At 72.0% G+C, this 13,532-nt stretch carries 13 protein-coding genes and 1 riboswitch; of the genes, 6 read left to right on the plus strand and 7 right to left on the minus strand.

The window, feature by feature from the left end:
• Window positions 1-932 (plus strand): ATP-binding domain-containing protein (locus tag AXW62_RS09810; RefSeq protein ID WP_159060848.1); only part of this gene is annotated, 932 nt, incomplete at its 5' end.
• A 335-nt stretch (window positions 933-1,267) separates the two neighbouring features.
• Here AXW62_RS09810 and AXW62_RS09815 read toward each other — a convergent pair.
• On the minus strand, window positions 1,268-1,996 hold the full coding sequence (locus tag AXW62_RS09815; RefSeq protein WP_060944164.1) for a copper homeostasis protein CutC: 729 nt from the start codon (window positions 1,994-1,996) through the stop codon (window positions 1,268-1,270).
• 56 nt (window positions 1,997-2,052) lie between these two features.
• On the opposite strand from AXW62_RS09815, the gene AXW62_RS09820 reads away from it, so the two are divergent.
• Entirely contained in the window at window positions 2,053-2,739 is a 687-nt protein-coding gene (locus tag AXW62_RS09820) for an HD domain-containing protein (RefSeq protein WP_060944165.1), read from the plus strand.
• A 110-nt stretch (window positions 2,740-2,849) separates the two neighbouring features.
• On the plus strand, window positions 2,850-4,094 hold the full coding sequence (locus AXW62_RS09825) for a Cmx/CmrA family chloramphenicol efflux MFS transporter (RefSeq protein WP_252368560.1): 1,245 nt from the start codon (window positions 2,850-2,852) through the stop codon (window positions 4,092-4,094).
• A 146-nt stretch (window positions 4,095-4,240) separates the two neighbouring features.
• Here AXW62_RS09825 and AXW62_RS09830 read toward each other — a convergent pair whose 3' ends face one another.
• Window positions 4,241-4,513, minus strand: coding sequence for a DUF4031 domain-containing protein (locus AXW62_RS09830; RefSeq protein WP_060944167.1), 273 nt, complete (start codon window positions 4,511-4,513; stop codon window positions 4,241-4,243).
• Window positions 4,513-4,869 carry a DUF8819 family protein gene (locus tag AXW62_RS09835; protein WP_102865591.1) on the minus strand — a complete coding sequence of 119 codons (357 nt, stop codon included), beginning with the start codon at window positions 4,867-4,869 and terminating at the stop codon, window positions 4,513-4,515. The genes AXW62_RS09830 and AXW62_RS09835 overlap by 1 nt, the downstream gene beginning before the upstream one ends.
• 346 nt (window positions 4,870-5,215) lie before the next feature.
• On the opposite strand from AXW62_RS09835, the gene AXW62_RS09840 reads away from it, so the two are divergent.
• Together AXW62_RS09840 and murQ are read left to right on the plus strand one after the other, a co-directional pair.
• Window positions 5,216-6,127, plus strand: coding sequence for a MurR/RpiR family transcriptional regulator (locus AXW62_RS09840; protein ID WP_370682898.1), 912 nt, complete (start codon window positions 5,216-5,218; stop codon window positions 6,125-6,127).
• A 204-nt stretch (window positions 6,128-6,331) separates the two neighbouring features.
• Complete coding sequence (gene murQ, locus AXW62_RS09845; RefSeq protein ID WP_060944169.1) at window positions 6,332-7,282, plus strand: N-acetylmuramic acid 6-phosphate etherase; 951 nt, start codon at window positions 6,332-6,334, stop codon at window positions 7,280-7,282.
• A 322-nt stretch (window positions 7,283-7,604) separates the two neighbouring features.
• On the opposite strand, the gene groL is transcribed toward murQ, so the two are convergent.
• From groL to thrC, 4 genes are all read right to left on the minus strand, one after another.
• On the minus strand, window positions 7,605-9,230 hold the full coding sequence (gene groL / locus AXW62_RS09850) for a chaperonin GroEL (RefSeq protein ID WP_030828307.1): 1,626 nt from the start codon (window positions 9,228-9,230) through the stop codon (window positions 7,605-7,607).
• A 447-nt stretch (window positions 9,231-9,677) separates the two neighbouring features.
• Entirely contained in the window at window positions 9,678-9,884 is a 207-nt protein-coding gene (locus AXW62_RS09855; RefSeq protein ID WP_009716982.1) for a cold-shock protein, read from the minus strand.
• Window positions 9,885-10,292: 408 nt separating this feature from the next.
• On the minus strand, window positions 10,293-10,571 hold the full coding sequence (locus AXW62_RS09860) for a MoaD/ThiS family protein (RefSeq protein WP_030828304.1): 279 nt from the start codon (window positions 10,569-10,571) through the stop codon (window positions 10,293-10,295).
• Window positions 10,568-11,872, minus strand: a complete 1,305-nt coding sequence (gene thrC / locus AXW62_RS09865; protein ID WP_060944170.1) for a threonine synthase — start codon at window positions 11,870-11,872, stop codon at window positions 10,568-10,570. Before thrC ends, AXW62_RS09860 begins: the two co-directional genes overlap by 4 nt.
• Before the next feature lie 18 nt (window positions 11,873-11,890).
• Window positions 11,891-12,053: riboswitch (SAM riboswitch) on the minus strand.
• Window positions 12,054-12,229: 176 nt separating this feature from the next.
• Here thrC and AXW62_RS09870 point away from each other — a divergent pair.
• Window positions 12,230-13,177, plus strand: a complete 948-nt coding sequence (locus AXW62_RS09870; protein ID WP_060944171.1) for a glucosyl-3-phosphoglycerate synthase — start codon at window positions 12,230-12,232, stop codon at window positions 13,175-13,177.
• Window positions 13,178-13,532 lie beyond the last annotated feature (355 nt).

Genomic DNA, 13,532 nt, shown 5'->3' on the forward strand with positions numbered 1-13,532 from the left:
GCAACCCCGCCGTGAAACAGGCCGTCAAGGCGATCTGGCCGCCGGTCGACCCGGCCAAGCTGGTGCTGCGGCTGCTCTCCGACGCCGACTTCCTGGCCGAGCACGCGGACGGCGTCCTCGACGCCGACGAGCAGAAGGCCATCCTGTGGACGAAACCGGCGCGCGGGGTGAAGTCCGCCAAGTGGTCCCCGGCGGACCTGGTGCTGATCGACGAGGCCGCCGATCTCATCGAACGCACCCCGTCCCTCGGCCATGTGGTCCTGGACGAGGCGCAGGACCTGTCCCCCATGCAGTACCGCGCGGTGGGCCGCCGCTGCACCACCGGCTCGGCGACCGTGCTCGGTGACATCGCCCAGGGCACCACCCCGTGGGCCACCGCCAGTTGGGAGGAGGCCCTGGCCCATCTGGGCAAGGAGGGGGCGGCGGTCGAGGAGCTGACGCAGGGGTTCCGGGTGCCGCGCGAGGTGATCGCGTACGCCTCGCGGCTGCTGCCCGCGATCGCGCCCGGCCTGTCCGAGGCCACCTCGATCCGTGAGGCGGCGGGCGACTTCTCCGTACGGGCCGTGGACCCGGCGGAGCTGGACGCGTCCGTCGTCGCCGCGTGCCGGGAGGCGCTGACCCATGAGGGCTCCATCGGCCTGATCGCGGCCGAGGCCCGCATCCCGGCCCTGGCTCACGCCCTCGACGCGGCGGGCCTGCGCCACCTCTCCCCCGGCGAGGAGACCAGCGCCGAGGCCCGGCTCACGCTGGTGCCGGCGACGCTGGCGAAGGGTCTGGAGTACGACTACGTGGTGCTGGACGAACCGGCCGCGGTGGTCGACGGCGAGCCCGACGAACGCACCGGACTGCGCCGCCTGTACGTCGCGCTGACCCGTGCCGTCTCCGGCCTGACGGTGATCCACGCGGCACCGCTGCCGGAGGCGTTGGCCTGACGGTCCCGGAAGGGGGAGGCCGCCGGGTCCGCGGCGGCCGCTCCCCCTTCCCCCCTCCCGTCAGGTACGTCGGGCCCGTTAGGTACGTCAGACCCGTCAGGTAAGCCAGGTACGTCAGACCCGTCAGGTAGGCCGGACCCGTCGGACCCGTCAGGCCGTCGGACTCGCCAGACCCAGCAGGCCGTCAGACCGCCAGACCCGCCAGACCCGCCAGACCCGCCAGACCGTCAGGCCCGTCGGACCCGCCAGACCCATCAGGTCCCTCAGCCCCATCAGGTCCCTCAGACCCGTCAGAACCATCAGGTCCCGCAGCCCCGTCAAGTCCCTCAGACCCGTCAGCCCACCGGAACGGGCGCGTCCAGGGCCGTGCGCCACTGGTCGACCGCGGCCGCGTCCACCGGGCCCGCCCACCCCGCCGGGCGGGCCGCGCCGCCGATGTGGAAGGCGTCGACCCCGCCGGCGCGCAGCGCGGGCAGATGGTCGAGGCGCAGTCCGCCGCCCACCATCAGGCGCGGTTCATAGCCCGGCGTACCGGCCCGCTCGGCCTCGGCGAGCAGCGTCGGCAGGCCGTCGTCGACGCCCCGCGCCGACCCGGCGGTGAGGTACGTGTCCAGGCCGGGGAGGTCGGCGAGCCGCTTGCGCAGCCCGTCGCGGTCCGCGGCGCGGTCGATGGCCCGGTGGAAGGTCCAGCGGCTCTCGTCCACGCCCGCACCCGCGCCCACGACCTCGGTCAGCGCGGTCACGGCGTCCAGGTCCACCCCGCCGTCGTCGGACAGGAAGCCGAGGACGAACTCGTCCGCCCCCTCCGAGTGCAGTGCGGTGGCGGCCTCGCACAGCGCGTCGAGCGCGGCGGCGTCCCCCGCCGTGAAGCCGTCGGACGCGCGGAGCATCACCCGCACCGGCAGATCCACGGCCGAACGGACGGCGGCGAAGGTCTCACGAGAGGGTGTGAGCCCGTCGGCCGCGATGTCGGTGACCAGTTCGAGGCGGTCAGCCCCTCCGGCCTGTGCGGCGATCGCGTCCACCGGGTTCAGAGCGATCACCTCGAGAATTGGTCTAGACATGCCACACAGCTTGCCACACCGCGCAAGAGGGCAAACCGTTACCCCACAATTGGCCCATGCCCGCTCCCGCGCCCGACCGCCATCCGGCCCATGACGCCCTGCTCGCCCGCTGGGCCCGCCTCCTCACCAGCGCCCGTGAAACCAGCGCCCGCGAAGCCACCGTCCCCGACCCCGGCCCGTACGGCGAGGACCTGCTCGCCCGCTGGGCCGAACCCCAGCGCCGCTACCACACCACCGACCACCTGATCGCGGTCCTGGACCGGGTGGACGAGCTGCTCCTCCACGTCCGGGCCCCGGATCCCGCCGCGATCCGCCTGGCCGCCTGGTTCCATGACGCGGTCTATCTGCCCGAGCGCTCCACCAATGAGGAACGCAGCGCCCGCCTCGCCGAGCGCGCCCTCACCGAGGCGGGCGTCCCGGCCGCCCGGACGGCCGAGACCGCGCGTCTGGTGCTCGTCACCCGTGATCACGACCCCGCCGAGGGCGACACCAACGGCGCGGTGCTCTGCGACGCCGACCTGGCCGTGCTGGCCGGGTCCCCGGAGGACTACGGCGCGTACGCGGCGGCGGTCCGGGAGGAGTACGGCTTCGTCCCCGACGAAGCCTTCCGCGAGGGCCGGGCGAACGTCCTCCGCCATCTGCTGGGGCTGTCCCGCCTGTTCCGTACACCCATCGGCCACGAACGCTGGGAGGACGCCGCACGCCACAACCTGGCCACGGAGCTGGAGCTGCTGAGCGCGTAGCCCGGCTCTGCTCGGAAAAAACGTTTCCACGTGCAGGAATGCCGAGCTCATCCGGCGCTGTTGAGCCTGGCATGCCCTCGTCCTCCACAGCGGATTCCGCTCGCTCCCGCATGCCCCTGGCCGTCTACGTCCTCGGCCTGTCCGTCTTCGCCCTCGGCACCTCCGAGTTCATGCTGTCCGGGCTGCTGCAACCCGTCGCCCGGGACATGGGTGTCTCGATCCCGGAGGCCGGGCTGCTGATCTCGGCCTTCGCGATCGGCATGGTGGTCGGGGCGCCGGTGCTGGCGGCGGCCACACTGCGGCTGCCGCGGCGCACGACGCTGATGGCCCTGCTGGCGGTGTTCGGGCTCGGGCAGATCGCCGGGGCGCTGGCGCCGTCGTACGGGGTGCTGTTCGCCTCGCGGGTGGTCAGCGCGCTCGCGTGCGCCGGGTTCTGGGCCGTGGGCGCCGCGGTGGCGGTGTCGCTGGTGCCGGTGGGCGCGCGGGCGAAGGCGATGGCGGTGATGGTCGGCGGGCTGAGCATCGCGAACATCGCCGGGGTCCCGGCCGGAGCCTTCCTCGGTCAGCACGCGGGATGGCGGGCCGCCTTCTGGGCGGTGGCCGGTCTTTCGGCGCTCGGGCTGGTCGGGGTCGTCATGCTGGTACCGCGTACCGAGGTGCCGACCGGGGACGACCGGCCCCGGCTGAAGGCCGAACTGCGCATCTACCGCGACCCGCAGGTCTGGCTCGCGCTGGCCGCCACCGCGCTGAGCGGCGGCGCGGTCTTCTGCCTGTTCTCCTACCTCGGGCCGCTGCTGACGGACACGGCGGGGCTGGACGAGGGCTGGGTGCCGACCGTGCTGGCGCTGTTCGGGGTCGGCGCGCTGCTGGGTACGGTGATCGGCGGGCGGATCGCGGACGCGCACCTGTTCGGCACGATGTCCGGTGGCATCGTCGCCTCGACGGTCGTACTGAGCGCGTTGGCGCTGACCGCGCACAGCCCGGTCGCGGCCGTCACCCTGGCGCTGATGCTCGGCTTCACCGCGTTCTTCACCGCGCCCGCGCTCAACGCCCGGATGTTCAATCTGGCGAACGCCGCGCCCACGCTCGCGGGCGCGACGAACACCTCCGCCTTCAACATCGGCAACACGGTCGGCCCGTGGCTCGGCGGACTCGTCATCGACGCGGGCTGGGGCTACCCGGCGGTGGCCTGGACGGGCGCGGCCCTCGCCGGTACGGGCGCGGTGACGACGGTCGCCGCGCTGCGCCTGCACCGGGCGACGGCCGCCTCCCGCGTCGTCGCCACGTCGGCCTCCCCGGTGGGTACGGAAGCGGCCTCCGGCCTGGCCTCCGACCCGTCGCGCGCCACACGCTGAAGACCCCACTCGCCACGCGGACGAGGCACACCGCCCGGGTCGGGGCGCGCCCTCAGCCGCCCGGCGGGACGCGATGGGGCGAGCCGGGGCGGGACGCGACGGGACGCGACGGGACGGCGAATACACCCGTTGCCCCCGCGCCCCGGTCAGTCCGCGTTCGCGGCGCGCTTGGGGCGGCGCAGGCCCGCGGCCTTCAGGCGGCGGAGGAGTTCCTTGCTGCCGACCTCCTCCGCGCCCGCCCGAACCGCCTCCGCGTACAGCTCACTCGGTACGTCGTAGTGGTCGCGGTCGAAGCCTCGGCGCGGGGCGCCGATGCGGGCGGCGAAGGCGTGCAGTTCGGCATAGGAGACATCGCTGACGAGGTGGGACCACAGGCGGCCGTGGCCCGGCCACGAGGGCGGGTCGATCAGTACGGCCATCAGAGGGTGGTGCCCAGCGAACCCACGGGCGCCACCGCGACCGCCGTCTTGCCGCAGACCCAGTGCGGGTCGGGGCCCAACTCGGGCTCCACGTCCAGGGCGTGGAGGTCGCCGCCCTGGGTGCAGACCGGGCACAGCGGCCATCGGCCGTACCGTTCCAGCAGGGCGTCCTGGACGTCCTGGGCGACCAGACCGGCCACGTACGCCACGCCCTCCGGCCATTGCTCGACCCACCACCGCCGGTGCGCGATCGCGTCCTCGACCAGCGAGACGATGTCGGCCTGGGCGACCTCTCCCGCCGCGAGGTCGGCCAGGACGAGGGCGCGGGCCGCGTGCAGTGCGTGTTCGAGCTTCATGCGTCCCATTGTCGCCGTTGCTTCGTCCAGGCGCCTGTTCACCAGTTTCGCCCGCCCGCCGGTCCGCCGCATGCGGACCGGCGTACCGACACCGCCGGGCGTACCGACACCGCCGCACCGACACGCCGTACCGAGACCCTCGCACCGACACCGCCGTACGGAGACCCCCGAACCGGCCGTGCCGACACCGCAGCACCGGCCGCACCGCGCCCCCCCGAACCGGCCGTACCGACACCGCCGTACCGGCCGTGCCGAGACCGCCGCACCGAGGGTTGACCAGCCCCACCCCCGGAAATAGTTTTCACAGATGCGCAGCGAGCTGAAGAAAACTTTCAAGGAAGCGTTCATGCCACCACCCCATCCCGACGCCACCCCACCCGCCCCGGCGGCCCTCGCCGCGAAGGTCCGCACCTTGGCTCCCTCCATGACCCGCTCCATGCAGCGCGTCGCCGAAGCGGTGGCGGGCGATCCGGCCGGGTGCGCGGCGCTCACCGTCACCGGGCTCGCCGAGCGGACCGGCACCAGCGAGGCCACCGTCGTCCGCACCTCCCGGCTGCTGGGCTACCCCGGGTACCGCGATCTGCGCCTCGCGCTCGCCGCGCTCGCCGCGCAGCAGGCGGCCGGCCGGGCCCCGGCCGTCACGGCGGACATCGCCGTCGACGACCCGATCGCCGACGTGGTCACCAAGCTCGCGCAGGAAGAGCAGCAGTGTCTGGCCGACACCGCCGCCGGTCTGGACACCAGCCAGGTCGAGGCGGCCGTCGCGGCGCTGGCCACGGCCCGCCGGATCGATGTGTACGGGGTGGGGGCGTCCAGCCTCGTCGGCCAGGACCTGGCGCAGAAGCTGCTGCGCATCGGGCTGATAGCCCACGCCCACGCCGATCCGCACCTGGCGGTCACCAACGCGGTGCAGCTCCACTCCGGCGACGTCGCCATCGCGGTCACCCACTCCGGGCGTACGACGGACGTCATCGAGCCGCTGCGGGTGGCGTTCGAGCACGGGGCGACCACCGTCGCGATCACCGGGCGGCCGGACGGCGAGGTCGCGCAGTACGCCGATCTGGTGCTCACCACCTCCACCGCCCGCGAGAGCGAGCTGCGCCCGGCGGCCATGTCCAGCCGCACCAGCCAGCTGCTGGTGGTGGACTGCCTGTTCATAGGGGTCGCCCAGCGGACGTACGAAGCGGCGGCGCCCGCCCTCTCCGCGTCGTACGAGGCCCTCGCACACCGACACGACCCGCGCCCCCGGCATCGCTGAGCCCGAGGCGCCACCAGATCGTTCGCTGCCAGACCGTTCGGTCTCACCCCCGACCCCGATCCCCCGACCCCCCCGATCCCCGATCCCCGATCCCCGAACCTCCCGGTCACCGCATCGCCCGGTCACCGCATCGCCCGGTGGCTGCCCTTCCAGTCACCGTCACCCCCGCCCTCCCGCTGACGTACCGGAAAGAGCCGCTTCACCATGACTTCCGCCGACTCCGCCGCCGAACAGGACTCCACCCGGCTCCGCGCCCAGCTCGACACCCTGACCACCGAGGCGTTCCGCCCCGAGCTCGCCGAGATCGACCGGCTCGGAACGCTCGACATCGCCCGGCTCATGAACGCGGAGGACGCCGCCGTGCCCGCCGCCGTCGCAGGCCGGCTCCCCCAGATCGCCGCCGCCATCGACGCCATCGCCGCGCGGATGTCCCGTGGCGGTCGCCTCGTCTATGCGGGCGCGGGCACCGCCGGACGGCTCGGGGTACTGGACGCGAGCGAATGCCCGCCCACCTTCAACACCCGGCCCGAGCAGGTCGTCGGCGTGATCGCGGGCGGTCCGGAGGCCGTGATCAGCTCGGTCGAGGGGGCGGAGGACAGCGCCGAGCTGGCCGCCCGGGACCTCGAGCGGCTCGGGATCGGCCCCGACGACACGGTGATCGGCGTCTCGGCCTCCGGCCGCACCCCGTACGCCGTGGGCGCGGTGGAGTACGCCCGGCGGCGCGGCGCGCTCACCGTCGGGCTGTCCTGCAACACCGGATCGGCGCTCGCCGCCGCGGCCGACCACGGCATCGAGGTCGTGGTGGGGCCGGAGCTGCTCACCGGCTCGACCCGGCTGAAGGCGGGCACGGCCCAGAAGCTGGTGCTCAACATGATCTCGACCATCACCATGATCCGGCTGGGCAAGACCTTCGGGAATCTGATGGTCGACGTGCGGGCCTCCAACGACAAGCTGCGCGCCCGCTCGCGGAGAATCGTCTTCCTGGCGACCGGCGCCAGCGACGAGCGGATCGAGAGCGCGCTGGCGGCCACGGACGGCGAGGTGAAGAACGCGATTCTCACCATCCTGGGCGGGGTGGACGCCCCGACCGCCGGGAAACTGCTCGGCGAGGCGAACGGCCATCTGCGCGCCGCCCTCGACGCCGCCGCGAGGTGAGACCCGGACACGCTGCCCCAGGGCGTGTGGACCCGGACACCCGGCCCCGGGGCGTGGGGTCCCGGACACCCTGCCCCGGGGCACGCGGCCCCGGACACCCGGCCCCGGACGCGAAACCCAGACCCCCAGCCCCCAGGCACGCGGACCCAGACACCCAGCCCCGGACGCGGAACCCGAACCCCCCGCCCCGGACGCGAAACCCAGACCCCCAGCCCCCGGGCACGCGGACCCGGATACGCCGTCGGGGCGGCACCCCTGGGAGAGGGTGCCGCCCCGACGTATCGGACGGTACGACCGACCGGCGACGAACGCGCCGAGTCGATCAGAAGTCCATGTCACCGCCCGGCATGCCGCCCGGAGCGCCCGCCGGGGCGGCCTTCTCCGGCTTGTCGGCGATGACGGCCTCGGTGGTCAGGAACAGCGCGGCGATCGACGCGGCGTTCTGCAGCGCGGAGCGGGTGACCTTGGCCGGGTCGATGATGCCCTCGGCGATCAGGTCCACGTACTCACCGGTCGCGGCGTTGAGGCCGTGACCCGGGGTCAGGTTGCGCACCTTCTCGACCACGACGCCGCCCTCGAGACCGGCGTTGACCGCGATCTGCTTGAGCGGGGCCTCCAGGGCCAGGCGCACGGCCTGGGCACCGGTGGCCTCGTCGCCGTCCAGCTCCAGCTTCTCGAAGACCGAGACGGTCTGCAGCAGGGCCACGCCACCACCGGCGACGATGCCCTCCTCGACGGCGGCCTTGGCGTTGCGCACCGCGTCCTCGATGCGGTGCTTGCGCTCCTTGAGCTCGACCTCGGTCGCGGCACCGGCCTTGATGACGGCCACGCCGCCGGCCAGCTTCGCCAGGCGCTCCTGGAGCTTCTCGCGGTCGTAGTCCGAGTCGGAGGACTCGATCTCGGCGCGGATCTGGTTGACGCGGCCCTGCACCTGGTCGGTGTCGCCGGCGCCGTCCACGATGGTGGTCTCGTCCTTGGTGACGGTGACCTTGCGGGCGCGGCCGAGCAGGTCCAGCCCGGCGTTCTCCAGCTTGAGGCCGACCTCCTCGGAGATGACGGTGCCACCGGTGAGGATGGCGATGTCGCCGAGCATGGCCTTACGGCGGTCACCGAAGCCCGGGGCCTTGACGGCGACCGACTTGAAGGTGCCACGGATCTTGTTGACGACCAGGGTCGCCAGGGCCTCGCCCTCGACGTCCTCCGCGATGATCAGCAGCGGCTTGCCCGACTGCATGACCTTCTCGAGCAGCGGGAGGAGGTCCTTCACGCTGCTGATCTTGGAGTTGACGATCAGGATGTACGGGTCGTCGAGCGACGCCTCCATACGCTCCATGTCCGTCGCGAAGTACGGGGAGATGTAGCCCTTGTCGAAGCGCATGCCCTCGGTGAGCTCGAGCTCGAGCCCGAAGGTCTGCGACTCCTCGACGGTGATGACACCTTCCTTGCCGACCTTGTCCATCGCCTCGGCGATGAGCTCGCCGATCTGGGTGTCGGCGGCGGAGATGGAGGCGGTGGAGGCGATCTGCTCCTTGGTCTCCACGTCCTTGGCCTGCTCGAGGAGCTGGGCGGAGACGGCCTCGACGGCCTTCTCGATACCGCGCTTGAGCGCCATCGGGTTGGCGCCCGCGGCGACGTTGCGGAGGCCCTCCTTGACCAGCGCCTGGGCGAGGACGGTCGCGGTCGTCGTGCCGTCACCGGCGACGTCGTCCGTCTTCTTCGCGACCTCCTTGACCAGCTCGGCGCCGATCTTCTCGTACGCGTCCTCGAGCTCGATCTCCTTGGCGATGGACACACCATCGTTGGTGATCGTGGGGGCGCCCCACTTCTTCTCGAGGACGACGTTGCGGCCCTTGGGGCCCAGGGTGACCTTGACGGCGTCGGCGAGCTGGTTCATCCCGCGCTCGAGGCCGCGCCGCGCCTCCTCGTCGAACGCGATGATCTTGGCCATGTGAAGTGGTCCTCCCAAGACTTAGGGGGTCCTCCCAGGCCGTTAGGCCGTGGGGGCGGATTGCTCCGGACCGCGCTGGCGCCCGCGACGGACGGCCTGCCTGCCCCGCGGTTCCTTGCTCCGCATGGCCTGGCGGGCCTCACCGACCCGGTCCTTCTGTCACTCTCAACGTCAGAGTGCTAACGCCAATGATTAGCACTCGTGCCATGCGAGTGCAAGCGCCCGAAGGGGTCCCAGAGGGGTGGCGGCAGGGTGACGGGCGGGCGCGAGCGCCCGAAGGGGCCCTTCAGGGGTGGCGGCGTGGTGACGGGCGGGAGCGTGCGCCCGAAGGGGAGTCCGCGGGCGGGCCGGGGCTCCGGGGGACTCCGGGCATGCCGAAGGGCCCGTACCCTGGTCGAGGTACGGACCCTTCGGACTTGTTCTCTTCAGCTGCGTCGCGTCGGCGCGTCAGCCTACGGCCACGCGGACCATGTCGGCCTGCGGGCCCTTTTGGCCCTGCGAGATCTCGAACTCGACCCGCTGGCCTTCCTCGAGGGTGCGGTACCCGTCCATCTGGATCGCGCTGTAGTGGACGAACACGTCCGCACCACCGTCGACCGCGATGAAGCCGTACCCCTTCTCCGCGTTGAACCACTTGACGGTGCCCTGAGCCATTCCTAACTCCCCTATTGCTGGCCCTTGCGCAGGACCGCACTCCGCGGACCCGGGTCAGACCTCACCCCCCGGATGTGGGGGGTGTGCGCCGGAACGCGTCGACCGCCGCTGAATGTATCCGTCCCAACGCCCTCTGCAACAGGTCAATCGGACGAGAATTCTGGGCACGGCCGAACGGTTAAAAGTGAGAATTTATGTGAAGTTCGGGCAAGCCGGGCCGGACATAGGGCACCAACCCGACAATTCGTGCTCACACTTTACGCACAACTTGACGAGTTCTCATATGTGGTTCCGGCCCCGGGGCCGCTGGGGAATCCGGGCAACTGTATCGCGTTTCCACACACGGAATCGCCCCGTCCGGTTATCCCCGGACGGGGCGATATCAGAGGTGAGAAGGGTGGACGGGGGTCAGCAGCCGCCCGCGACGGCCGGGATGATCGACACCCCGGCGCCGTCCGGAGTCGCCGTGGCCAGGCCGTCGGCGAAGCGGACGTCGTCGTCGTTGACGTAGACGTTGACGAAGCGGCGGAGCTTGCCGGTGTCGTCCAGGACGCGGGCCGCGATCCCCTGGTGGTTCTTCTCCAGGTCGGCCAGGACCTCGGCGAGGGTCGCGCCCTCGGCGGTGACCTCGGCCTGACCGCCGGTGTAGGTGCGCAGGATGGTCGGGATGCGAACGTTGACGCTCATACGAGGCCAGCCTCTCGGAACGAGTCAAGGGTGGGGCGGATGATGGCGGAGGGGCCCGTGGTGGGGGCCACCGCGTCGAGGGTCTTCAGGCCGTCGCCGGTGTTCAGCACGACGGTCGTCAGGGACGGGTCGAGCAGACCGTCCTCGATCAGCTTCTTGGTCACGCCGACGGTCACCCCGCCCGCGGTCTCCGCGAAGATCCCCTCGGTGCGGGCCAGCAGCTTGATCGCGTCGACGATCCGCTCGTCGTCCACGTCCTCCACCGCGCCGCCCGTGCGGCGGGCGATGTCCAGGACGTACGGGCCGTCCGCGGGGTTGCCGATGGCCAGCGACTTGGCGATGGTCCGCGGCTTCTGCGGCCGTACGACGTCATGGCCGGCCTTGAAGGCGGCGGAGACCGGGGAGCAGCCCTCGGCCTGGGCACCGAAGATCTTGTAGGGCTTGTCCTCGACCAGACCGAGGGCGATCAGCTCCTTCAGCCCCTTGTCGATCTTGGTGAGCTGGGAGCCGGAGGCGATCGGGATGACGATCTGGTCCGGCAGCCGCCAGCCGAGCTGCTCACAGATCTCGTACGCCAGGGTCTTGGAGCCCTCGCCGTAGTACGGCCGCAGATTGACGTTGACGAAGCCCCAGCCCTCGCCCGCGGGGTCGCCGATCAGCTCGCTGCAGAAGCGGTTGACGTCGTCGTAGGTGCCCTCGATGCCGACCAGGTCACCGCCGTAGACCGCGGCCATGACGACCTTGCCCGCCTCCAGGTCGTGCGGGATGAAGACACAGGAGCGGAAGCCCGCGCGGGCGGCGGCGGCGCCGACCGCGCCGGCGAGGTTGCCGGTGGAGGAGCAGGAGAGGGTGGTGAAGCCGAAGGTGCGGGCGGCCTGGACGGCGATGGCGACGACCCGGTCCTTGAAGGAGTGGGTGGGGTTGCCGGAGTCGTCCTTGATGTGCAGCTCACCGGTGACGCCCAGCTCACGGGCGAGGTTGTCGGCCTTGACCAGCTGGGTGAAACCGGGGTTCAGACTGGGCAGGTCCGCCACGTCGGCCGGGACGGGCAGCAGCGGGGCGTAGCGCCAGATGCTGTTCGGACCGGCCTCGATCCGGCGGCGCAGCCCCTCCGGGTCACCGGACGGCAGCTCGTACGCGACCTCGAGCGGCCCGAAACAGACCTCACACGCGAAGACCGGGCCCAGCTCGAACCGCTCACCGCACTCCCGGCAGGACAATGCGACGGCGGGACCGAAAGCCCGGGAGGCGGCGGAAGGGGTGGAGGAAGTGGTTGAGCTTTCTACTGACTGCACAGCCATGGATGGCGAGGCCCTTTCTCCTCATCTTCCTCGCGACGCGTTTCGCCACGAGCCGGAATTGGCACCTTCCCTAGCTGGGAGCCTCGCTGCGGACGTGCGGAGCTTCGCCGCGGAACGCGAGATCAGCTGGAGGGTTGCCGGGGCTTCAACGGGCCGTTCCCTCTGCCCCTCTGGATGAGCGGTATGGCACCGGGCGGCGGGCCCGGGGCGTTTGTCAGCACGGCGATCATCGGTAAACACCGAGGTCGACCCCGACATACGACGGTCACGCGTGTTGTTCAAGACTGTAACCGAAGGCCCGGATGGTTGAGGTAGCCGTCCGAAGCGCGAGATGGATCACAGCAGGGAGAGACACAGGTGCTGGATGAGGTGGAGCGCTGGCTGAAGCACCGCTCCTGGTCTGCCGACGACCGTCCGCTGGATCGCCTGCTGGCCGCGAAGCGGACCACGGCGACGACGGTGAGCGTGGTCCTGCCCGCCCTGAACGAGGAGGCCACGGTCGGCGAGATCGCCGGGGCGATCCGGCGTGAGCTGATGGGCCAGGCGATGCCGCTGGTGGACGAGCTGGTGGTGATGGACTCCGGGTCGACGGACCGCACCGCCGAGGTCGCCGCGGCGGCGGGCGCGACCGTCGTCGCCCGCGACTCGCTGCTGCCCCGGCTGCCCGCGCTGCCCGGCAAGGGCGAGGTGCTGTGGCGGTCGCTGCTGGCCACCAACGGCGACATCGTCTGCTTCATCGACGCCGACCTGCGCGCATTCGATCCGCGCTTCGTCTCGGGGATCGTCGGCCCGCTGCTGACCGACCCCGCGCTCCAGCTGGTGAAGGGCATGTACGACCGCCCGCTCGGCGACGCGGCGGGCCAGGGCGGCCGGGTCACCGAACTGGTCGCCCGCCCGCTGTTGAACCTGCACTGGCCCCAGCTGGCCGGATTCGTCCAGCCGCTGGGCGGCGAGTACGCGGCACGCCGCTCGCTGCTGGAGCGGCTGCCCTTCCCGGTGGGCTACGGGGTCGAGCTGGGGCTGCTGGTCGACGCGCTGCACACGGTGGGCCTCGACGCGCTCGGCCAGGTGGACATCGGGGTGCGCGTCCACCGCCACCAGGACGGGCTGGCGCTCGGCCGGATGGCGGCCACGATCTACCGCACCGCGCAGCTGCGGCTGGCCCGCGGCCACTTGGTGCGGCCGCGGCTGACCCAGTTCGACCGGGGCGAGAACGGCTTCGAGCCGCGCACCACCGCCGTGGACACCGAGGAGCGGCCGCCGATGATCGAGATCCCGGAGTACGCGGCGCGGCGCGCGGCGTAACCCGCCGAAAGCCGCCGCGGCCCGCCCGGGCGTAGTCCTCGGGCTCGCCCCGGGTGCCTGGGCGTGCCCTGGGTGCCCAGGCGCGCTCTGGGTCCTGGGCTCGTTCTGGGTCCTGGGCTCGCTCTGGGTCCTGGGCTTTCCCCGGGTGCCCAGGCGCGCCCTGGGTCATCGACTCGTTCTGGGTGCCTCGGTGTGCCCTGAGTGCCTCGGCTCGCTCTGGGTCCTGGGCTCGCTCTGGGCACAGCGCCCTGGTTCGCCCTGGGCGTAGCGTCCCCGCCAACCCCGCCGCACAGCGCCGTGGCCCAGCCCCGGCGACGTAGCGCCTACGGGGCAAGAAACCGTACGCACGTTTGCG

The organism is Streptomyces hygroscopicus subsp. hygroscopicus (assembly GCF_001553455.1).
Taxonomy (GTDB): Bacteria; Actinomycetota; Actinomycetes; order Streptomycetales; family Streptomycetaceae; genus Streptomyces; species Streptomyces hygroscopicus.